The organism is Polyangium jinanense, from assembly GCF_028435265.1.
Lineage (GTDB): Bacteria > Myxococcota_A > Polyangia > Polyangiales > Polyangiaceae > Polyangium > Polyangium jinanense.
Genome location: NZ_JAGTJK010000022.1, coordinates 156,262 through 178,296, shown reverse-complemented (window position 1 = coordinate 178,296; position 22,035 = coordinate 156,262). Strand labels below are relative to the sequence as shown.

The following is a 22,035-nucleotide window of genomic DNA, read 5'->3' as shown; positions in this document are numbered from 1 at the left end:
CGGCCGAGTCGGTCGAACAGGCGCTCGGGCGACGAACGGCCGGGCGGCGGCGGGGCGGAAGGGGCGGCGCTCAGGGCAAACCTCGGGGGAGCAAGGGAATCGTGAGAGCGCCGGTATAGTGCAAACTTGGCGGATCCTCACCCCCAAACCGCAAGAGCCCTAGAACATCGAGCAGTTCGTTGAACTGCTCGATGTTCTAGCTCTTTTGGCCCGTGGGGGACGCCTCGCGACCCCCCTCTCGTCCGGGAAAAGCCCGGACGATTCACCCCCCGAGGCGAGATCGCTACGCGATCTCGCAGAGCGTCGAACAGTCGAACTGTTCGACGCTCTAGCCCTGATCCGCGGACGAGCCCGTGGCGGCGCCCGTCGTGCCCTCCTCCTTGGGCGCCTTCCTCACCGGATCGGCCTGCCACGTGGTGAGGGGCCGCAGGAGCGCGTCGGCGAGCTCCTTGGTGGCTGGCTTCTTGCGCTGCACCGAGCCGAGCACGGCGGTCACGTAATGGCGCAGCGAATCCGTGAGCGCATCGAGGCGGGGGCGCACGACGGCGCGCTCCTCTCCGGGCACGGCGTGCACCATTCCCAGTGCTTTCCCATATTGCTCGTGCACCTCGCGCAGGTGGGCGAGCAGCGGGCCGAGGCCGAGCTTTTCGAGCTTCCCATCGAGGTTTTCCCGCGTGATCGTGTTCAGCTTGGTATCGACGATCCCATACTCGTCGCGCGGCCGCATGTTGATGAAGCCGAGGCCGTCTTCGACGCCGACGTGCGTCCCCACCTCCACGGCGATGTCGCCGAGGTCGAGCTGCCCGCGCACGCGCGACCAGCCGGCGAGAATGAGGATGAGCGCCGCGATGGCGTTGTCCTCCAGCTTGTCGATGGCCCGGACGTCGCCTTGTGCCTGGGGACCGAGCACGTCTTGCAGGGCCGCGCGGTCCTCCTTCACGTCGCCGAGCGCCTCCTCGACGGCTTCCGGAAGAGGGCGCGGATCGCCCTTCTCATCGAGCGCCGCGGCCGTGAGCTGCTGGGCGAGCACCATGGCCTGATTGGCATCGAGACGCGGCAGGGCAATCACTGAGTTGGATTCGAGGAGTCTTGTCATGGCGGGCGACCTTACCAGCCGTCCACACCGGATGTCCATCCCCGTGTGCGTTGGGGGGGACCGCGTGCTCCTCGTCCACCCGGAGACGAAAGATACCGTCATCCACGCGGGAACAGGTGGAGGCCGACGCGAGCATTTCATGCGATCCAGGTCAGGTGCGCACGCTCAGCGCCGGCCTCCGAGGTCCACTCGTACCGCGGACAAACGGGGGGGTCAAGCACCTGGACAAACGTTCGGTTCCGGGACGAACGGGCGGTGGCGGCAATGGCTGCACGCGCTCGACGCCCCTCGACGGGCATCCCTCCATGCAAGCGCAAGCGTTCCACGGGCCCCCCGGAGGGGGTCGAAACGCTTCACGTTGCGTGCGTCGTGCCTCCCGGAGGGTCGGGGGACGCAACATCGAGCGGTGAAGACCCCTTTGGAGGGGTCGAGAATGGCTCCGTCTTGTGAGATTCGTGGCCTCACGAGGCCCCCGACGCGCTTCCGATTGCGACCGTGACCCCGGCGGAGCCTCGCACGACGCAAATCGAACCGGCGTGATGCCCTCCGGAGCCTCACCCACCGCAACGACGAGCGCCCGACGACCCTCCGAGGGTACCCCCCACCGGTACGTCCTCCTACAAAAGACCCCCTCGAAGGCACCACGATCGCATCGGCGAGCGTTCCCTGACCCTCGCGGGGCATTGCACACGCAGATCGATGCGCCTCACGACCCTCCGGGGGGCTCGCCATGCGCTTCACCTTGCGCTTCCCACTCCCCATCCCCTTGCATCGACCGCATCGCGGTCGATGCACCCTCGGTCCAGGCCGTGCCTGGTCCGGGTCCAGGGGTGGACAACCCCTGGTCGGGGCCCGGGGTGAAACCCCGGCGACCACGCTTCAGACTACCCACGCGTCGCGCGGTACAGCATGTCTACGAGCCTCGGCGCGCGGCCCACGAGTGGAGCGAGCAGCTCGAACACGGGTGGATGGAGCAAGAGGCCATGAAGCGCGCCGGCGACGAGGAAGCGGGCTGCGAAGGCGCGCGAAAATGCCCGCGTGTACGCGCGGATGGGGTCTGGCGAGAAGGTTGCGAGGGAGGCGAGACGGCCGCTGCGGAGTGCGATGGCCATGCCGTCGCCCGTGAAGGAGGGGACGAGACGTGCTGCGTCGCCGGCGAAGAGCAGGGGGACGCCGGTCGTGGGGCAGGCGCGTGCGACGGCTTGGGCGCCGAAGCCGAAGCGGGCGAGGCCGCGGGGTTTTTGGGTGGGCGCGCCCAGGGATGCGAGGCGCCGCGCGAGGGCGGGGTGGCGCGTCGCGTGGTCTTCGAGGGTTTGCCAGACGGGGCGGGCGTTGCCTTCGAGGAGCGCGCACACGCCGATGCGGCCGTCTTCCACGGGGTTCACGCCGATGTATCCGCCGGGCACGAGGTAGAGCTCGACGTCGGCTTCGAGTGGCGTCGGCGCGCAGTAGGCCTTGATCGCGACGAAGCTTGGGCGCGCGGCGCTCGCGCGTGGCAGATCGAGCGGGGCGTCGAGCGTGGAGCGTTTGCCCATCGAGAGGACCAGGCTCCGCACGGCATGCGTGCCGGCCTGGCTCTGGATTTCGAGTGCGCGCGGCGGCTTGGGGGCCATGGCGCGGACGGGCGTGCGTTCGAGGACCGTGGCGCCTGCTTCTCGGGCGCGACGGGCGAGGAAGGCCTCGAGGGCTGCGCGCGTGATGCCGAGTGCGGGGTGGCCGGGGAGCGTCAGATCGAGACGCGCGCCACCTGCGCCGAAGAGGGCGACGGCGCGCAGATGGGCGGGCTTCAGCGCGGAGACGAGGTCGCCGCAGCCGAGGGCGTCGAGGTCTTCTTCGGCTTCGGGTGAGAGGAACTCGCCGCAGACTTTGTCGCGGCCGATCACGCCGCTCTCCCAGACGAGCACCTCGCGGCCGCGCTGGGCTGCCGCGATGGCTGCGGCGAGGCCGGCGAGCCCGCCTCCCACGATGCCGAGCGGAGGTCGTTCGCTCATCGCCCGGAGGTCGTCTCCAAGAGGCCGATCTCCGTGCAGAACCCTGGGCCGAACGCCGTGACGAGCCCGAGTGCGCCTGGCCCGAGCGGCGCGTGCTCGTGCAGGAGCTCGTCGAGCGCGACGAGCACGGTGACCGAGGACATGTTGCCGTGGCGCGCGAGGGTGTCCCAGCTCGTGCGCGTCACGCTCTTCGGCAAACGCGCGTGATCCTCGAGCGCCTCGAGCACGCGCCGACCGCCCGGATGCACCGCGCCGAACGAAAACTGGCTCGGGTCTTCGACGTGGAACCGCGCGAGCGCCCGCGCAAAGACGTCCGGCAAGCCACGCTCGGCGAAGGGGACGACGTCGCGCGAGAGCTTGATCTTGAGCCCCTCCTCGCGCACCTCGAAGCCCATGAAGTGCTCGGTGCAGGCGAAGAGCTCGCGGAACGTGTCGCGGATCTGGAGCGCCGGAGCCTTCGCGTTCTGCCGCTCGGCTCGCTCGCCCGCGAGCAGCACGGCGGCGGCGCCGTCGGCGAAGATCGCCGCGGATACCAGGTTTTCCTCGCTCCGATCCTCGGGCAAGAACGTCACCGAGCAGAGCTCGACGCACACGACGAGCGCGCGGGCCGTGGGGTGGCCGGCGAGCCATTCGTGCGCGATCGCGAGCGCCGCCGCGCCGCCCGCGCAGCCGTGTTGCGTGAGGTTGATGCGGCGGACGTTCCGCGAGAGCGAGAGGGCCGCGACGAGCGTCGCGTCCATCGCAGGAATCTGGAATCCCGTGCAGGAGACCGTGACGACGAGGTCGATGCTCTCGCGCTCGTCCTCGGTCGTCCCCTCGGCGATGCGCCGCGAGAGCGCGCCGCAGGCGTCACGGACGGTCGTGCGGTAGAGCTCGTTCTTCGCGGAGAACGAGCGGCCGACGGCGAGGAGCTCGTGCGGGGCGATGACCAGGTTCCTGCGCTCGACCGCGCTCCTGCGGAAGAGCTGGCGGGCGAGCCCGAGGGCGCGTCCATCGAGCCACCGAGGGAGCGCCTCGGAGAGCTCGTCCTGGCTATACGAGCGCCCCGGAAAGAACGTCCACGTCTGTTCGATGATCGCCATTCGAGCAGGCGACAGCGGCAAATTTCGTGCGCGGGAGGGCGCTGGGCAGGGGGCGCACGGATCAGGAGGCGCGTCCGGGGCGTCGCCATTCACCGCGCAGAGCCGCCACGCTCGGGCGCGCGAGCGCGTCGCGAAGGCCGGTGCCGGCGGGCTGCACGAGCAGGAAGAACGCGAGGCCGAGCACGCCTCCGAGCTTGCTCGTCGTCGACACGAAAGGCTCGTGCAGGGCGAGCGCCGTCACGCCCGCGGCGAGCGCGAGGACCCCGACGAGGAAGAGCCAGCCGAGGCGGGTCTTTTGACGACAAAAGGATCGTGGATCGATCGTCGAGAGGATCAGCGTGCCGTCCTCGGCGGGCGCGAGACGCGGCGTCGGGCCGTCGCTCCGGAGGGCGCCGAAGGCGTAGAGGGCGCTGCCCTCGGGGATGTGCGCCGTGACCTTTCGGGAAAAGCCGCGGGCTTTTCGGGCGTCGGGCAGGGCCGCGTCGAAGGCCTCGGGCGAGGGGCAGGCGGCGGCGGCACGGAGCGCGTCCGGGCCGTGCCAGACCTCGACGCCGGGGCCCGTGCGCGGCGGGATCTCGACAGCGCGTCCCTCCGCCTCGATCGCGCCGCCGAAGGACGCGCCTTCCGCGGGCCTGTCCTCGAAGAGCACGACGGGTTCGTCACCACGTGCGAGCCTTCCGACCTGCGGGATCCCGTGCGCCGCGAGGGCCCGGCCTTCTCCGTCGCCGCGCGTCACGCGTCCGATGAGGAGGCCCGTGCCTTCGGTTTTCGGGCCAAGCGGAACGAAGCGCCGCGCGAGCGCGGAGAGGGCCGCGATCTCCTTGTACGCGGCGGCGACGACGAGCAGGGTGTTCACCCACAGGACCCCGAGGACGAAGAGGCCCATGAGCTCGTAGGGCAGGGGCTTTCCCATCCTTTTACGCGCTCGCGGCTTCGGCTTCGGCGCGGCGGATCTCCCGCGGCGCGAGGTCGATCTGTGGGCCTTCCGTCTCCGCCTTGGCGACGTCACGCATCAGGGGACGGGAGGGCCGGAGGAGGTAGGTCCGGAGCAGGTAGAGGACCATGCTCGGCTCGTCGAGGCTCGGATCCACGCGGGGGACGACCTCGCGCCGGTGCGCCTCGGCGAGCGCGGACCAGTGCAGGCCGGCGCGGTTGTGGTGGATGGTGTGGTAGCCGTTGTTGCACATCACCCAGTTGAAGGCGCGACCGACGAAGTTCCGCGAGTGGTTCCATTCGCTCGTGGTGTCGCAGCGATCATGCTGGATGAGGTTGATGCGCAGGATGCAGCGCGCGCCGTAGAGCTGCGGGACGAGCACGAAGAAGAGCGTCGTCCAGACGTCGTAGACGAGGAGGGCGCCGGTGAGGCCGAAGGCAAAGACCTGCTCGACGAGGTACTGCCGCACGAACTCCTCGCGGCCCTTGATGCGGGCCCAGCGCGAGACGCCCGCGAAGGTGTTCGGGCCAGCGACGTTGGGGAAGTGGATCAGGTTGAGCAGGTTCCACTTGAAGGAGACGTGCGTCGGCGCGGCCCAGTCGGGCTTGCCGTCATCCTCGAAGTGGTGGTGGACGAGGTTGTGCGAGGGGATGTTCGCGGAGGCGGGGTAGAGCGCGCCGAAGCTCAAGACGACGCGGAAGAGCATGTTGAGCCGGCGGCTCTGGAAGATGCCCTGGTGGAGGTGGTTGTGGATGACCACCGTGTTGAGGAAGCTCAGATAACAGGCCGCGGCGAGGAACAAGACGTTCCGGCAGGCCGGCACGAAGACCATCGAGGCAAGGACGCCAAGGTAGGCCAGAACGATGCCGATCTGCCGCCATTCGGCCGGGTGCTTCACCAGCCAGGGGCTTCGGTCAGTAAGCGAAGAGGACACGGCTCCGCCTTCTACCATCCGTCCCGGTCAGTCGACAATCATGGACGAACGGACAGATTTGCGTTAACCGATACGTTCAGAACGCCGTGACAGCCATCGTCTCGACCTTAACGTCCTTACCCTTCACCCAGCTCCGTCGAAACCGCTATTTTTACTTGTGGTACGACGGCTTTTACCTGGTCCTCTGCGGAGCGCTGGTCGCCGTGATGGTGACGACGGGCTTCCAAGGGCTCGCGCCAGCCTGGGACGCTCGTCTGTGGCTCGTGCTGCCGCTGGCCTGTCACCTGCAGATCCTGTGCAGCGTGTTCATCCACAACGCGACGCACAACAACTTCCCGCGGCCGATCAACCGGATCGTCGGGGAGCTCTGCGGGATGGTGGTGCTGACGCGGTTCGCCTCCTGGGAGGTGATCCACCAGCGGCACCACCGATACTCGGACGACGTCGCAAAGGACCCACACCCGGTATTACCGAGCTACTTCAAGTTTCTGGTAAACACGATCGTGAACGTGGAGCATCAGCTCCAGCAGATTTATTTCGATCTGTACGGCGACACGCCCGAGAACCGTCGATACGAGCGGCTGCGGGCGTACGTGAGTTACGGGACGAACCTGCTCTTGATCGCGACGTGGTTCCTGTTCCTCGGGAAGGTAGGCTTCTTCTTCCTGTTCGTGCCGGCGTCGATCATAGGCTTCTTCCACCTCGTGCACTTCAACTGGTCGACGCACAACGCATTCTCGCCAAGCAACGATTTCAAGCCGGTCAACCTCGACCACGGCTATTACAAGATCGGCAATTGGCTGTGGTTCGGCATTTACATGCACGCAAACCACCACAAGCGCGCAGGAATGTTCAATCCCGCGAAGCTGCAGCCGAGTCTGCCGATCACGCCGCCGCCAGGCTGAAGGCCGTTGCGCCGGGGCGCTGCCCCGGACCCCGCGGGGGCTGTTCGCCCCTCGACCCGAACCAGGGCAAGCCCTGGACCTCAGGGGGAAGAACTGCGCGATGCGCAGTTCTTCCCACAGGCCGGTGGCAAGACCGCGAAGGTGTGTTTCACGCCGTCGGCGTCATCGGTCGAGACGTCAGCGCTGCTGGCAGGATCGTCGCTGCTCTTACCTCGGCCTGTTCGATGAACTGCGCGTTGCGCAGTTCATCGACCCCGGGTCCAGCGCTTGCGCTGGTCCGGGTCCAGGGGCGGACAGCCCCGGTGGGGCCTGGGGCAAAGCCCCAGCGCAACGGCTTCGAGCGGGTCACCGCGTCGTCGCAGGCTTCGGGCCCTCGGGGGGCTTGGGCGCCGCCGGGGCGGGCTTCGGGGCTTCCGTCTTCGGGGCCTCGGCCGGTTTGTCCTTCGTGCCGTCGGCTGGCTTCTCCGTCGCACCCGTGGGCTTGCCGGCATCCGTGCCCGCGTCGGCCGGGGCGGCGTCGGTCGCTGCGTCGGTCGCGGCGTCTTCGGCGCCTGCGTCGGCTGGTTCGGCGGGCGGGGCGGCTTCGGGGGCGGGCTTCGGGGGCTCTTCTGTGGGACGTTCGTCGGTCCAGCACGCGGCGTTCGGCGGGGGCTGGAAGGTGAACGCGTGGGAGGCGCGATCGCCCTTCTTCGTGACGAGCGGGTCGGTCTTGTAGACCTTGGCCTCGCCGCACTCGTACGTCGTCAGGTCACGCTCGGGGGTCTTGCCTGCGCGGAGTGGCACGGAGGCGCGCTCGTTGCCGCACTGCGCCCACTCGACCTTGTACTCGGCGTTCGCGTCCGGCAGGACGAGCCGCGCGCCTGGATCGCCCTCGGCGCGCTTGCCGAGAATCATGACGCGCGCGATCTGATCGTCGTCGTCGAGCACGGTGACCCGGACTGGCTGGCGCAGGCCGCCGCGCATCTTGTTGTTCGCCCCGCCGAGCGTGAAATCGGCGCAGACGGGCTCGCCCGTCACGGTCGAAGTCACCTGGGTGTTGGAGCAGGCTACGAGGGAGGTCGCGAGGAGCGCGAGGGCGGCGAACGCGGGGCGCGAGCGCAGGCTGGGGCGGATCACGCGCGCAGCGTCGCCCCGTGGGGGGCCTTTCGTCAAGTCCGGCGCGCTTTCCGGGCGGGGAGCTTTGTTTTTCCGAGCGCGAGCACGTGCTCGAAGTGCTCGGCGGAGACGGGGACGACGCTGAGGCGCGAGCGCTTGAGCAGGGCGATGTCGGTCAAGGCTGGGTCACTCTTGATGACCTCGAGCTCGACGGGGGCTTTGAGTGCGACGACCGGCTCGATGTCGACGGCGCTCCAGTCCTCGCCTTCGGCGGTGGGGTCCGGGTACGCTTCGCGGGCGACGCGGGCGATCCCGACGACGGCCTTGCCCTCGTTCGAGTGATAGAAGAGCAGCAGATCGCCCTTCTTCATGGCGCGCAGGTTGTTTCGAGCCTCGTAGTTGCGCACGCCGTCCCAGACCGCCCGCTTGTCGGCGAGCAGCTGGGCAAACGAGTATTTGTAGGGCTCGCTCTTGACGAGCCAGTAATGCGTCTCCGTCGTCATGGTTCGTCGGGACCATACAGCCCGACTCCCCGATCCAACAACAGGAATCAGTCCGTGATCACGAGCGTGGTGTCGTCGGGGACGAGCCGGGAGAACTCGTCGATTTCGGCGTCGTCGAGCGCGATGCAGCCGTGCGTCCAGTCCGATTGCTTGTGCACGCCGTTCCAGTCGCGCTGGCCCACGCCGTGGATGCCGATGCCAAAGCCGATCGTGCGGCCGGGCGGGACCTCGCCGCGGCGCTTGAGCTCGGCGAACCGCGCGCGGTCTTCGTCGTTCGGGTAGGTCACGTTCAAAAACTGATGGAACAGGCCCTTGAAGCGGCCTTTCACGCGGTAGGTGCCGACGGGCGTGACCTTGTCGCCCTCGAAGCGCTTGGGACCGGCGCCGCCGCTGCCGATCGCGACCTGGTACGTCTTGATCACGCGGCCGCCCTGGGCGACGAGCTCGAGCCGGTGCTCGCTCTTGTCGACGCGGACGAGCGACACGACGTCCGCCGCGGGTTTGCTGGGCTTTGCGGCCGGCGCGCCGGGGAGCGGGGAGGAGAAGAGGACCGTCGGGAGCATGAGCAGCGCGAAGAGGGCGTTCATGCCCCGCTGTCGGGGATCTCCGGGCGAGCGTGACGATCGGGCCACGCGAAAAAAAACATTTTTTCGGCTGTCACACTCCGGGTACGTTCTCCGATGAGGGGGCGATGAGCGCTCCGATGACCATGGACGAACCGAGGCTTGCCGAGTCGCTGGCGGATCCGGAGCTGCGGCGATTCTTGCTCGATTTCGTGCGCCGCAGGGTGTCGCCCGCGGACGCCGACGATATCGTCCAGACGGTCCTTTGCGAGGCGCTCACCGCGAAGAACCGCCCGGACAACGGCGCGGAGCTGCGCAAGTACCTGCTCGGGATCGCGCGGCACAAGGTCGCGGACGCGCACCGGCGCACGGCGCGCGAGGAAGTGCGGGATCCGCCGGAGCTCGTGGCGAGCCCGCCGCCGGTCGAGGAGGAGGCGCTCATGCGCTGGGCCGAGCGTCAGGCCCCGGCGACCGAGGAGGCCAAGAAGACGCTCACCTGGATGGCGCGGGAAGGGGAGGGCGAGAAGCTCGAGAGCATCGCGGAGGAGGAGCAGGTCCCGGCGGCGCGGGTGCGGCAACGCGTGTCGCGCATGCGGCGCTGGATGAAGGAGCGATGGCTCGCGGAGCTCGCGGCCGTGGCGGCGCTCGCGGTCCTCGCGGTCGTGCTCTGGCGGGTGGCCCAGGACGGAGGGGATCCGGAGGAGGCGATCCTGCCGCTGCCGGACCGGGTGCCCGCGCCGTCGGATACGCCGCTCGATCGGGCGAGAGCGCTCCGGGCGGACGCGCTCTGGTGGTGCGAGCGCGGGTCGTACCGGATCTGCGTGGAAGAGCTCGACGCGGCGAAGCAGCTCGATCCCACGGGGGATCAGGCGCCCGAGGTGCAGGCCGCGCGCGAGCAGGCGCGGCGGGCGCTCACGACACCGCCGCCGGTGCCGACGTCGACCGAGCGGGACACGAAGGGCGAGGTCGACGAGAAGGCGCCGGCGCCGAAAAAGGTCGCTCCGCCGCCGAAACCCGTGCCCACGAGCGTGAAGCCGAAGCTCGATCCGGAGCTCCTCGATCGGGGCACGGAGAACGAGAAGGCCAAGCCCGTCCCGAAGCAGCGGAAGAAGGGGGACGATGACTTCCTGAAGAAGTGAGCCGGGGTTCGTTTTTGCCGGCCTTCAGGCCCGAACCGCGTCTTGTCCGGCGAAACCCGCGAGGCCTCGCCCTTGCTTGCCAAGCTTTCGGCCCTCCTGTACGCTGGCCGAGGCGAGGAGTGGTCGGTAGCGTTGCGTCGGCGGTGCGGCTGGAGCGATCTGGATGAAGAACCTGGCCTTCCAGAAAGTGGGCGACTACTTCGTCCTCGTCCACAACGCCATGGCGCCCACCGACGAGGAGTGGGAGGATTGGATGCAGCACTACACGTATGCATCCATTCTGATCGTAACGGACGGGGGAGCGCCGACGGCCTCGCAACGCAAACGCTTGAAAATGCGGGTGGACGAGCTGCGCGCGTCACCGTCCTACGTGCCGAACAAGAAAGAGCCGAAGGTGGCGACGGTCACGGCCTCGTCGTTCGTCCGCGGTGTGATCACGGCGCTCCGATGGTTTTACCATGATGCGTATGCGGCTTTTCCGCCGGAGCACATCAATCAGGCGCTCACGTATCTCGACGTTCCACCGCGGTATCACATTGCGATGAAGACCGCGGTCCAGACGCTCCGGTTGCAGCTCAAGAAGGCGAAGGCCGGCGGGCCGTCGAAGACGATGCCCGACGAAGGCTGACTCCGCGGAAATTCGAGCGACCAGGGGACGAACCCGATCATGCCTTGGTGTTGATAATTACACCGGAAGCGCATGACGACGGTCTTGACGCTGTCGGGGCCGTTCGATAAAAACGGGTGTTGGTCCGTGGCTCGAACGCGTGTGAGCGCGCTCTGGCTACTGACGAATGTCGGACCCGAGGTCGGGCCCCGAGGCTTTTCGCTGCCCGAACGTGAGACCGCTGGAGGCATCGCACCTTGCTTGACGCGAAGAGTCGGCGCTTCCGTGCTTCGAGGGCTCCCCGAGGGGGTGCGGGGTGAGCAGCGAACGGGCGCCAGGCACAGGCGGTGAGCCTCGACCCGTCTCGACGACGGAGTCACCCGCCCCGCCGAGCGTCAATCCGTTGTCGGACGGACCGTCGTCGGTGCGTTTTCCGCGGCTTACCGCGGAGGGGCGAGCGGCGCTCGGAATGCTGGACGAGGAGCGCCGGAGCGAGCCGCCGCCGTCGGTGCGGTTTGCGAGGGCCATACCGGAGGCACGGCACTCGTCGTGGGGGCCGCCGCGCGACGAGGACCATTTGACGGAGCCGCCGCCGTCGGTGCGATTTCCACGAGCAATGCCAGAGGCGCGGCACTCGTCGTGGGGGCCGCCGCGCGACGAGGACCATTTGACGGAGCCGCCGCCGTCGGTGCGATTTCCACGGCCGATGCCGGAGGCGCGGCATTCGTCGTGGGGGCCGCCGCGCGATGACGAGGGGCTCAGCGAGCCGCCGCCTTCACTAAGGTTCCCGCGGCCGCTCTCGGGGCCGCCGCTCGGGATGCGCAGCGACGAGGAGGGGCTTGCGGAGCCGCCGCCGTCAGTAAGGTTCCCGCGGTCGATCGCGCCGTCGGCATCGGAGCGGGTGCCAGGGCGTGACGACGAGGTGCTCTCCGAGGGGCAGGGGTCGGTGCGGCTGCCGCGCCTGACGGCCGAGGGGCGCGCGGCGCTCGGGATGCGCGAGGACGAGCTGCTCGGGGAGGCGCCGTCGGTGCGGTTCCCGTCGCGGCGCCTGTCGGACATGCGTCCGCCGCGGCCCTCGGAGGCGCCGCGCTCGGCGGACTACACGGAGAATCCGCCTTCGGTGAGCCCGCCGTCGGTCCGCTTCCGGCGCGTGAGCGGCGAGGCGGGGCCGGGATATCGGCTGCGCGAGGGGGCGTGCGCGGTCGCACTTTTCACCGAGGGGCGCTGGATCCTGCCGGCGTCCGTGGTGCGTCTCTCGCCCTCGGCGGTGTGGTTTTCCCCGGGCGACGGGCTGATCCCGCGGCTCGGCGGGCGCGTCACGGCGTACATGCTCTCGGGCAAGGGCGCGGTGGGTCCCGTCGAGGGCGTGGTGGTCTCGATCGAGCCGACGGGGCCGCAGGGCAGCGTGATCGTCAGCGTGCAGTTCGAGCGGGTCACGCGGGATCTCGGCCGGAAGATCCTCGGCCTCCTGCAGGAGCTTTGCGTCGTCGGGCAGGCGGATCTCGCGCGGAGCCTGTCGCGCGTCCGCGAGCAGATCGACGATCCGGGCCGGGTGCGGGCGATCCTGCGGGCGCTGATCCACGCGGGCAGCGAAGGGCTCGTCGTGGGGTCGGAGGTGCCGGTCAAGGCCGAGAAGATCGAGACGCGCGAGGAGACGCGGGTCGTGTGGAAATCGGCGCAGAGCTGGGGCGCGCCGCCGTACGTCATCGATCTCGGCGGGTACAACTCGATTCACCGGATCCACCTCGACAAGGCCGAGTTCGAGGCCGACGGGCGCGTGACGACGCCGATGCCGACGCGGATCGAGCGGGTGCGCCACCGATGGTTCCGTCGGTGCAAGGTGCAGCGCCCGGTCACGGCGTCGTTCAAGCATCCGATATGGCCCGAGGTGGTCGTGTCCGGGCGCCCCGTGCTCGACGTCTCGTTCGCGGGATTGTGCTTCGAGGTCGACGCCGACCAGGATCTCGTGTTCCCGGGCCTCGAGATGCCGGACATCGAGGTCTGCGTGGGAGACGACGCGCCGCTGCACTTGCACGGCGAGGTCCGGTACGTGCTCCCGGCGCGCAATGGCGGGAAGGCGCGGTGCGGGGTCAAGGTGGGGCCGCGGACGACGAAGGACGAGGGGCCGTGGATGCGGCTCGTGAGCCAGGAGCTGCACGAAAAGACGCTCGGCGGATCGGAGACGCCGGAGTCGATGTGGAGCTTGCTGCAGCAATCGGGATATTTCAATTTGTCCGGTAAAACGCCGGATCAATTCGAGCCGCTGAAGAAGACGTTCCTCGAGTTCGGCGCGCGGGCGGCGGCAGCGCCGCGGATCATCTGCCAGGCCGTGTGGCCGTCGGAGCGCGGGATCGAGGCATCGCTGTCGGTGGCGAAGATTTACGGCGGGAGCTGGCTCGTTCATCAGCTCGCCAAGCGGCCGGGCAAGGCGCCCGGCGTCGCGCACGTGCGGCAGATCCTGCGCGACATCTATCTGCGGGCGTTCGAGTATCCGCAGCTCGATCCGGCCTTCACCTGGGCGCTCGCGTTCATCGATGGCGAGGTGCCGTGGTCGATGGCGCACCTCGATTTCGCGCGGCCGTACGTGGAGCAGGGGCTCGCGGCGATCCGGCCGTTCCGGCTGCTCGAGCTGCAATCGGCCGGGACGAGCGAGACGGTCTCGGGCGAGCGCTTCGACGTCGGGCCGGCGGCACCTTTCGAGACGGCGTGGCTGCTCGACGAGCTCGGCAAGACGCATACGGCGGCGCTGCTCGACGCGCTCGATCTCGTGCCGGAGCGGGTGGATCTCGGGGAGACGGCGCGGCTCTGGAAGGAAGCGGGGATGGGGCGCGAGCGCACGTTCTTCACGGCGCGGCGCGCGGGCGTGCCCGTGGCAGCGGCGATCGTGGAGACGGGCGAGACGGGGACGAATCTGTTCCGGCTGCTCGATTGCGTTCGGCTCTACGAGCTCGGCCGCGGCGGGCGGGCCGCGTTCGTGCCGCTGATCGAGGAGGCGCGGCAGTTCTATCGCAATCGCGGGAAGTCGAGCTTTGTGTACATGCACGAGCACCCGGACGGCGAGCACATCGAGCGCTGCAAGATGCTGGATCTCGGGCCGGGCAATTGCTGGGCGATATCGGCGCAGATCCTCCCGGAGTTTCTGGAGCACGTCTACGAGCTCACGGCCATCGGCCGGTACAAGCCGAAGCAGGGGAAGGAATGAAGCTCGCCGAGCGGCTCGCGGCGCTGGCCGCGGGCGTGGATCAGGGGACATACCAGCCGGCGCTGTTTTCGCTCGCCGATTCGTGGGATCGCCGCAAAGTCGAGGAGCTCGTCGCCGGGGGTCAAGTCCGCGAGGTGCACGATCGGTACGTCGAGCAGCTCACCGAGCTTTGCGCGACGCGGTCGCCGAAGCAGAGGCTGCGCGGCGCAGCGCTCGACGAGGTGGTGCGGGCGGCGCTCGGGGACGGTCCGCCGGAGGAGCGCGGGACCTGGGTCCATTACCCGTGGAGCGGGCGGCTCGTGCACGTGCTCGGCGAGGCCGAATATCGCGAGCTCCGTTTTTCACGCAATCGATACAAGATCACGCCCGACGAGCAAGCGCGGCTCCGGGACAAACGGATCGGCGTCGTGGGGCTGTCCGTCGGGCAGGCGAGCGCGGTGACGCTCGCGCTCGAAGGCGTGGGCGGGATGCTAAGGCTCGCGGATTTCGACGAGCTCGCGCTCTCGAACATGAACCGCCTGCGCGCCGGGGTGCACGAGATCGGCTTGCACAAGTGCGTGATTGCAGCACGCGCGATCGCGGAGATCGATCCGTATGTGCGGGTCGAGGTGATCCGGACGGGGATCACCGAGGAGAACGTCGAGGCGTTCCTGAACGAGGGCGGAAAGCTCGATCTCGTGATCGAGGAGTGCGACGACCTTTATACGAAGGTGTTTCTGCGCGAGCGGGCGCGGGCGCACGGGATCCCGGTGCTGATGGAGACGAACGATCGGGGGATGCTCGACGTCGAGCGCTTCGATCAGGAGCCGGATCGGCCCGTGTTGCATTCGCTCCTGCGGGGGCTGTCGGCGGCGGATCTCAAGGGGCTGACGCAGGCGCAGAAGGTGGCCATCGTGCTCCGGATCATCGGGCCGGACGCGCTCAAGGGTCGCCTCGGGGCGTCGCTGCTCGAGGTCGAGGAGACGACGACGTCGTGGCCGCAGCTCGCCTCGGGGACGATGCTCGGCGGCGCAGTGTCGACCGACGCAGCGCGGCGTGTGCTGCTCGGTGAGTTGACGCGATCGGGGCGGTACTTCGTGGACCTCGACGCCCTCGTGAAGGACGGGCGCGAGGCGGAGGTGCTGGTCGACGCAGCGCTGGAGGAGGCGCTCGTGCGGAAGCCGCTCCCGGCGCCCGAGGCGCCGCCGCTCGCGCGGCCGGCCGACAAGCGGACGGTGACGCGGGAGGACGTGCGCAGGCTCGTGGGATTCGGCGTGCTCGCGCCCTCGGGCGGCAACGCGCAGCCGTGGCGGTTCGTCGCGAAGGGCGGGCGGGTGCGGTGCAAGGTGTCGCCGGACGGGGGCCGGTCGCTGAACGATTTCCAGAACACCGCAAGCTTCGTGGCGCTCGGCGCGGCCGTGGAGAACATGGTGCTCGCCGCGCCCGCGATGGGGCTGTCGGCCGAGGTCGTCGATGCGCCGGACGCGAACGATCCGCGCGCCGCATGTGACGTGGTGTTCCGCGTGGACGACTCGTCGTACGCGGTCGATCCGCTCTGCGCGGTGATCGGCGCGCGATCCACGAACCGCAAGCCCGGCACGGGCGCGGCGCTCTCGGAGTACGCAGCGGCGCGGCTCGCAGAGGCGGCGGAGGTGCGCGGGGGAAAACTCCTGCTCGTGACCGATCGGTCAGCGATCGCCGAGATCGGGGAGATCCTCGGGCAGGCCGATCGGATGCTGTTCCTGTCGCGCAAGCACAACGAGGAGATGGGCGCGGAGCTGCGCTGGACGGAGGAGGAGGCGCTCCGGACGCGAGACGGGCTCGACGTGCTCACGCTCGACGTGCCGCCGTCGGCGCTCGCGGCGGTGCGGCTCGCGACCACGTGGAAGGCCGTAGAATTCGCGGCAAAGATGGGCGGCGGCGGGGCGCTCGCGAAGTCCGCCCGGCAGTTGGTCGTGTCGTCGTCCGCGATGGCGCTCGTGGTGTTTCCGGGGACGTCGTCGCGCTCGTACTTCGAGGGCGGGCGAGCACTCGAGCGCGTGTGGCTAGATGCGACGGCGCAGGGGATCGCGCTCCAGCCATGGTCGGCGATGCTATATCTGTTCGCACGGCTCGAACGGGGCGGAGCCAAGGGGCTCGAGCCGAAGGTGCGCGAGCAGCTCGGAGAGCTCCGGCAGCGGTTCTTGCGGGTGTTCGACGTGCCCGCAGGGCACGCAGAGATCCTCCTGTTCCGGCTCTCGAAGGCGGAGCCGCCCACGGCGCGGTCGCTCCGGAAGCCAGTCGAGGATGTGCTGACGTTCGTGTAGGCCTGGGGCCGCTGCGCTGGGGCGTTGCCCCAGGCCCCACCCGGGGCTGTCCGCCCCGGGACCCGGACCAGCGCAAGCGCTGGACCTTTTGTCGATGAACTGCGCGATGCGCAGTTCATCGAACAGGCCGCAGTCAAGACCACGAGCGACCCTGCCCATCAAGACAGCCACGCTGCCCTTTCAACTGGCAACGCGGTCTCTGGTCTTGCCACCGGCCTGTGGAAGAACCGCGCGATGCGCGGTTCTTCCAACCCGAGTCCAGGGCTTGCCCTGGTTCGGGTCGAGGGGCGAACAGCCCCCGCGGGGTCCGGGGCAGCGCCCCGGCGCGGCGGCCCCAGCCCTAGCCCCAGCTAGTCCGCGATCGGCCAGCGCAGGCGGAGGATCTCGGGGGCGATGCGGCGGAGCTCGGCGCGCAGGGACGTGGCTGTCATGCGTTGCTCTGGGTTGTGGCGCAGACACTGGAACAGGAACATGCCCACCGAGGCGAGCCGACCCTGCGAGAGACGGCGGATCTTCGGGGGCAGACCGTCGTGCGTGAGGTGCGCTGAGATCAGCGCCACGTCGCTCGGACCGTCGAAGAGCGTGTCGCCGGTGAGCACCTCGTATGCGAGGCAGCCGAAGCTGTAGATGTCGGCCGTGAGTGGCGTCGCGGTCGCGCCCTCGGGCACGATGTCCCAGACCTCGGGCGCGCCGTAGTTTGCGGTGGCGCAGCCGGGTCGGATGTGCCGGCCTGCGAGGCCGAAGTCGACGAGCACTGGACCTTTGCCGCCGCGCAGGATGATGTTCGAGGGTTTTACGTCGAGGTGGCCGATGCGGACCGAGTGCATGGCTTCGAGGCCCGCGAGGACGCCGTCGAGCAGCGCGAGCGCGGTCTGGATCGTCAGGCTCCGGCTGTCGATGAGCTGATCGCAGCGCACGCCCTCGATGAGCTCCATCACGAGGATCGGCTTCGGCCGCGCGCCCGCGTCGAACGTGACGAAGCGCGGGAGGTTCGCGTGATCGGGGAGCGACAAGAGCGCGCCGGCCTCGTCGCGGAAGAGCTTCAAGAACTCCGCTTCGGAGACGCTGCGCGCGGCTGTTGCGTCGTAGTCGGGTACTTTGAGGGCAAAACGTTCGGCGTTCGCGTCGTGCCGCTCTTCGGCGCGCGTGACGATGAAGACCGTGCCGATCGCGCCGCCGCCGAGCCGGCGGTGGACGAAGTAGCCGCCGATGGTGCGGCGTGGCGGCAGCCACGCGGGCAGGGGGAGATCGGTCGTGGGTAGGTCGTCGGGCTCGCTCGCGCTCGTGCCGGCGCGCTGGCCGGGGAGCACGCAGAGACGCGGCAGGACGAGCGAGGCGACGAGCGCGATCGGGGCAGGGACGGAGGCGCGGGCGGCTGCGACGAGTTTTTCGATCGCGGCCTGGAGCTCGGATGTGGCGCCGCCTTCGCGGGCCATGCCGGCGGCGAGGGCGAGCGCGTGGGCGCCGAGGATCGTCGAGTGCGGGTTCTCGTCGCTCTCGCCGTCGCCGAAGCGGCGGCGCGCGGAAGCTGTGAGACGCGCGAGCGCGACGAGCGCGTCTTCGAGGGAGACGAGGGGAGAACCCTCTTTCGTGGCGGACTCGGCGAGCGGAGCGAGGGCGCGCGCCGCGCGGACGGCGTCGAGGCCGCGGGCGAGGCGGGCGAGCGCGGTGCGCAAGGCCTCGGTGCGCTGCGAGGCGCCCTGCGGGAGCTCGGTGACCAGGGACTCGAGCGCGGCGAGGGCCGCGTCCATGCGCTCCTCGGCGCCGCGATCGGCCGCGGCCGCGTTGATCGCGTCGGTGAAGCGCGAGTGGCAGGCGAGGAGCTGGCGGACGTCGGGGTGCACGCTCGCCTCGGCGAGGATCGCGAGCGTCTCGGGATCGCCGCTCCGCATGCAGGCGAAGAGCAGGACGTCGGCGGCGTCGGCGGCGTGCGTGCGGACGAGCGCGTCGAAGGCGCGGGCGACGGTGGCGACGACGGCGCGGCGGAGGGGCGATCCGGGCTCGGCGGTGAGGCGCTTCGAGAGCACGTCGCACGTATCGAGCAGGCGGCGTTTTCCGCGACTGCGGGCGGCGTCGCCGTCGCTGTCGCCGTCGGTGCTCTCGCCGTCGACGACGTGGAGCAGGGCGCGGAGGTTTCGCTGGTGAAACGTGGCGTGTGGAGGCGTGCCCTCGGGCGGGGACTGCGCCTCGATGCGGAGGAGCCAGCGCGTGATGCGATCGTCGAGGGCGTCGAGGCCCTGGGCGGTGCCGTCGGTGCCGGAGCCGCGTCGTTCGAGCAGGAGCAGGCTGCGGAGCGCGCCGGACTCGTACAGGTTCGAATCGAGCTCGCGGACGAGGCGGGCCGCGGCGCGACGGGAGAGGTTCGTCTGCGGAAGGCCGGGCGGCAGGGCGCTCGGTTTGATGGGGAGGCCGCCGCGCGCCGAGGGCGTGGGACTCGGGCCTGCGTCGAGGGCGTCGAGGGCGTCGAGCGTGCTCGCGGCGAGATCGAGCGCGCCGAGGGCGCGGGCGTGGGCCTCGCGCGAGCCGCTCTCCACGAACGCGTCGACGGCGCTGCGCACGGTGGCGGCGAGCTCGGAGGGCTCGCGACCTTCGAGATCGCGGAGAATGCTCTGGCCGAGGGCCGTGAGGCCGTCATCGGTCTGCGGGGCGGCGAGGCTCACGGCGAGGGCCTGCACGCATGCGGCGCGAGCGCGCGTGCCGAACGCGGGGCCGAGCTCCACGCGGAGATCGGCGACGCTGTCGGCGACGGCGATCGGGTGAACGGCGGTGATCGCTTCGAGGAGCGCTTCGGCGGCTTCGGGCTCGGCGTCGGCGGCGCGCGGCAGGCCCCAGACCATGGCGATCGCGAGGCCGGGATCTTCGCGCAAGAGGCCCGAGGCGAGGAGATCGCGGCTCGTGGCGAGGTTGTTCTCCGGATCGACGGCGATGCTCGCGACGAGCGAGGTCGCGGCGCGACGCCACTCGGTGGGCGTGAGGTTCGGCGCGAGGTTTTTTCGAATCTCGCGCTCGAGCTCGGGGAGCGCGCCGGAGAGCAAGCCACGCGCGGCCGCGACGTGGCGCCAGACGAGCGTCTCGCGATCGGCGAGGAGCAGGTGGTAGGCCTCGAGGACGACGTCGGGCGCGGTGGCGCGGCTCGAGGAAGCGGGTGCGTCGGCGCTCAGGCCGCGGAAGAGGCGCAAGGCGTCGTCGTCGCCCTGGCTTGCGCGGCGGACGGCCTCGCGCGCCGCGCGTTCGAGCAGGCGCGCGGCGAGGCGGCGCTCGGGGAGCGAGCCGGTGGAGGCGCTGCCGACCCAGTCGCGCGCGAGGTCGCGGCGGGAGACGAGCGCGAGCGCGAGCGGATCGACGGGCACGTCGACGCTGCTCGGGAGCTGCAGGGCGAGGGCGATGCGCGCGCGCACGGGCGCGCCGGCGAGGGCGCGGGCGCTGCCGAGGGCCATGCGCGTGGCGAGCGCGACGAACGTGGCGGCGCTGCCGTCGTAGAGCTGGGCGAGGACGCGCCTTCCGATCTCGCGTCGCTCGGGACCGAGCGGCAAGGCGCCGGCGATCTCGTAGAGCGCGACGGCGGCGGCCGCGGGCGCGAGCCAGCCGAGGTCATCGAAGAGCCCGTCGGCGAGCGCGACGCGGATGCCTGCGAGCAGCGCTTCTGCGGAGAGACCATCGAGCGGCGGCGGGCCGTCGAGCGAGGCCTCGATCGCGAGTGAGGCGATGCTCTGCCGGAAGACGCTGCGGCGCGCGCTGCGATCTTCGTACCTGTGGAGCTCGAGGAGTCCGTCGAGGAATTCGGCGCGCGCGCGCAAGGGTGTGCCTCTAGATCGTGATGATTCCCCGAACGACGGATGTGGGCAACGTTTTTACCATCGTCTCGAGCGGAAGGATTTCGCGCGCTTGCGAGGCGGCGATCCGTTTGCAAGGGTGCAGACATGTCGAAGGATCCGAGCGAGGCGCGCGCGCGGCTCGAAGCGATGTCGGTGGGGTTTCGCGCGAAGTACGTGACGTACGACGAGCTCACGCGGCAGGTGCGGGCCTGGGCCGAAGGTTTTCCCGAGATCGTACGGCTCCAAAGCATCGGAAAAACGCTGGAAGGACGCGACATCTGGTTGCTCGCGATCGGGCGGGATCCCGAGGGAGACGGGCCGGCGGCGTGGGTGGACGGCAACATGCACGCGGTCGAGCTCGCCGGGTCGAGCGTGGCTCTCGCCGTCGCCGAGGACGTGATCCGGAACCTGGTTTGTCCGAGCGATCCTCTGCACGATCTGCCCGCGCACCTCGGGGCGCTCTTGCGGGAAGACGTGGTGTTTTACGTGCTGCCGCGCATGTGCCCGGACGGCGCGGAGAGCGTGCTCCGCACGGGCGGGTACGTGCGATCGAACCCGCGCGACGATCGGCTCGGCAAGGGCGCGCCGTTCTGGAAGAGCGGCGACGTCGATGGCGACGGGCTCGCGCTCTCGATGCGCAGGCTCGATCCGGCGGGAGATTTCGTCGGTTCGCCGGAGGATCCGGACCTCATGCTGCCGCGACGCATCGAGGACGCGGGGCCGTTTTACACGGTGTATCCCGAGGGCACGATCGAGCACTGGGACGGTTTTTCGATCCCGGCGCCGGACTACCTCTCGGACAACGCGGTCGACATGAACCGCAACTTTCCCTATGGCTGGGCGCCCGAGCCGCAGCAGAAGGGCGCGGGCGCGTACGCCACGAGCGAGCCCGAGTCGCGCGCGGTCGTCGAGTTCACCTCGAAGCACCCGAACATCTTCGCGTGGGTGAACCTGCACTGCTTCGGCGGCGTGTTCATCCGCCCGTCGGGCGAGCAGCCGGACAACCGCATGGATCCCACGGATCTCACGCTCTACCGGACGCTCGAGCGCTGGGCCGACGACATCACCGGCTACCCCATGGTGAGCGGCTTCGAGGAGTTCCTCTACGAGCCCGACAAGCCTCTGCGCGGTGAACTGAGCTCCTACGCGTACATGCAGCGAGGCACGGTCTCGATGGTGTGCGAGCTCTGGGACTTCTGGAAGCAGGTGGGTTTGCCCGTGCTGCGGCCGTTCGTCTGGAACTACCAGCGGCGCACGCGCGAGGACACGATGCGCATGGCCGCGTGGGATCGCGAGCACAACCAGAAGCGGATCGTCGGCGCATGGCGTCCGTTCGTGCATCCGCAGCTCGGGCCGGTGGAGATCGGCGGGCACGATCCGCGGTTCGGCATCTGGAACCCGCCGCCGGATCGCCTCGGCGAGCTCTGCGAGCGGCAATCGCGCTTCTTCCTGCGCCTCGCCTCGCTCGCGCCGCGGCCGCGGCTCGTGGAGGCGCGCGCGACGCGTCTGGAAGGGGATCTCTGGGAGGTGTCGGCCGTCGTCGAGAACCTCGGCTTCTTGCCGACGTTCGTGCTCTCGTCGGCGCGGAGCCTTCCCTGGAACGACGTGGTGCGGGCGCAGATTTCGTTCGGCGAGGGCGTGACGCTCGTGTCGGGCGAACGCGAGGCGGCCGTTGGGCACCTCGAAGGCTGGGGCGCGGTGGACGCGATGAGCTCGCCCGGTTTTCCGCGGACGGGCGGCGGTCCGCGGCGCGGGCGCGTGCGCTGGATCGTACGGGGGCGCGGGGTCGTGACGATCCGCGCGGGCTCGCCGCGCGTGGGCAAAGTGGAAGCGCGCGTGGAAGTGGGATAAAGCAGGCTCGGCCGCCGCCGAGGTTCGGTCGGG

Annotated in this window: 15 protein-coding genes; 6 read left to right on the top strand and 9 right to left on the bottom strand. The window is 69.8% G+C overall.

Annotated elements, in window-relative coordinates:
• Positions 1 to 328 precede the first annotated feature (328 nt).
• From KEG38_RS31965 to KEG38_RS31945, 5 genes are all read right to left on the bottom strand, one after another.
• Positions 329 to 1,096 carry a hypothetical protein gene (locus KEG38_RS31965; RefSeq protein WP_272423744.1) on the bottom strand — a complete coding sequence of 256 codons (768 nt, stop codon included), beginning with the start codon at positions 1,094 to 1,096 and terminating at the stop codon, positions 329 to 331.
• 884 nt (positions 1,097 to 1,980) lie between these two features.
• Positions 1,981 to 3,087 (bottom strand): NAD(P)/FAD-dependent oxidoreductase, encoded by a 1,107-nt coding sequence (locus KEG38_RS31960; RefSeq protein ID WP_272423743.1) that lies wholly within the window; start codon positions 3,085 to 3,087, stop codon positions 1,981 to 1,983.
• Entirely contained in the window at positions 3,084 to 4,169 is a 1,086-nt protein-coding gene (locus tag KEG38_RS31955; RefSeq protein ID WP_272423740.1) for a 3-oxoacyl-[acyl-carrier-protein] synthase III C-terminal domain-containing protein, read from the bottom strand. The genes KEG38_RS31960 and KEG38_RS31955 overlap by 4 nt, the downstream gene beginning before the upstream one ends.
• A 61-nt stretch (positions 4,170 to 4,230) precedes the next feature.
• Positions 4,231 to 5,082 carry a hypothetical protein gene (locus tag KEG38_RS31950; protein WP_272423739.1) on the bottom strand — a complete coding sequence of 284 codons (852 nt, stop codon included), beginning with the start codon at positions 5,080 to 5,082 and terminating at the stop codon, positions 4,231 to 4,233.
• A gap of 4 nt (positions 5,083 to 5,086) precedes the next feature.
• Positions 5,087 to 6,037 carry a fatty acid desaturase gene (locus KEG38_RS31945; protein WP_272423738.1) on the bottom strand — a complete coding sequence of 317 codons (951 nt, stop codon included), beginning with the start codon at positions 6,035 to 6,037 and terminating at the stop codon, positions 5,087 to 5,089.
• 86 nt (positions 6,038 to 6,123) lie between these two features.
• Between KEG38_RS31945 and KEG38_RS31940 the strand changes: the two genes are divergently transcribed.
• Positions 6,124 to 6,942: a fatty acid desaturase gene (locus KEG38_RS31940; protein ID WP_272423737.1), complete on the top strand. Its 819-nt coding sequence runs from the start codon at positions 6,124 to 6,126 to the stop codon at positions 6,940 to 6,942.
• Positions 6,943 to 7,287: 345 nt separating this feature from the next.
• Here KEG38_RS31940 and KEG38_RS31935 read toward each other — a convergent pair whose 3' ends face one another.
• The 3 genes from KEG38_RS31935 to KEG38_RS31925 are packed head-to-tail and all read right to left on the bottom strand — an operon-like array spanning position 7,288 to position 9,127.
• Entirely contained in the window at positions 7,288 to 8,058 is a 771-nt protein-coding gene (locus KEG38_RS31935) for a hypothetical protein (protein WP_272423736.1), read from the bottom strand.
• Between the two features lie 32 nt (positions 8,059 to 8,090).
• On the bottom strand, positions 8,091 to 8,540 hold the full coding sequence (locus KEG38_RS31930) for an EVE domain-containing protein (RefSeq protein ID WP_272423735.1): 450 nt from the start codon (positions 8,538 to 8,540) through the stop codon (positions 8,091 to 8,093).
• A 47-nt stretch (positions 8,541 to 8,587) separates the two neighbouring features.
• On the bottom strand, positions 8,588 to 9,127 hold the full coding sequence (locus tag KEG38_RS31925; RefSeq protein ID WP_272423734.1) for a L,D-transpeptidase family protein: 540 nt from the start codon (positions 9,125 to 9,127) through the stop codon (positions 8,588 to 8,590).
• A 116-nt stretch (positions 9,128 to 9,243) separates the two neighbouring features.
• On the opposite strand from KEG38_RS31925, the gene KEG38_RS31920 reads away from it, so the two are divergent.
• From KEG38_RS31920 to KEG38_RS31905, 4 genes are all read left to right on the top strand, one after another.
• Positions 9,244 to 10,242: an RNA polymerase sigma factor gene (locus tag KEG38_RS31920; RefSeq protein ID WP_272423732.1), complete on the top strand. Its 999-nt coding sequence runs from the start codon at positions 9,244 to 9,246 to the stop codon at positions 10,240 to 10,242.
• A gap of 163 nt (positions 10,243 to 10,405) precedes the next feature.
• Positions 10,406 to 10,870, top strand: a complete 465-nt coding sequence (locus KEG38_RS31915) for a hypothetical protein (RefSeq protein WP_272423731.1) — start codon at positions 10,406 to 10,408, stop codon at positions 10,868 to 10,870.
• A gap of 448 nt (positions 10,871 to 11,318) precedes the next feature.
• Positions 11,319 to 14,051 carry a hypothetical protein gene (locus KEG38_RS31910; RefSeq protein ID WP_272423730.1) on the top strand — a complete coding sequence of 911 codons (2,733 nt, stop codon included), beginning with the start codon at positions 11,319 to 11,321 and terminating at the stop codon, positions 14,049 to 14,051.
• Positions 14,048 to 16,336 carry an Rv1355c family protein gene (locus KEG38_RS31905; protein WP_272423728.1) on the top strand — a complete coding sequence of 763 codons (2,289 nt, stop codon included), beginning with the start codon at positions 14,048 to 14,050 and terminating at the stop codon, positions 16,334 to 16,336. The genes KEG38_RS31910 and KEG38_RS31905 overlap by 4 nt, the downstream gene beginning before the upstream one ends.
• A gap of 350 nt (positions 16,337 to 16,686) precedes the next feature.
• On the opposite strand, the gene KEG38_RS31900 is transcribed toward KEG38_RS31905, so the two are convergent.
• On the bottom strand, positions 16,687 to 20,133 hold the full coding sequence (locus KEG38_RS31900) for a serine/threonine-protein kinase (protein WP_272423727.1): 3,447 nt from the start codon (positions 20,131 to 20,133) through the stop codon (positions 16,687 to 16,689).
• A 123-nt stretch (positions 20,134 to 20,256) separates the two neighbouring features.
• On the opposite strand from KEG38_RS31900, the gene KEG38_RS31895 reads away from it, so the two are divergent.
• Complete coding sequence (locus KEG38_RS31895; RefSeq protein WP_272423725.1) at positions 20,257 to 22,002, top strand: M14 family metallopeptidase; 1,746 nt, start codon at positions 20,257 to 20,259, stop codon at positions 22,000 to 22,002.
• Positions 22,003 to 22,035 lie beyond the last annotated feature (33 nt).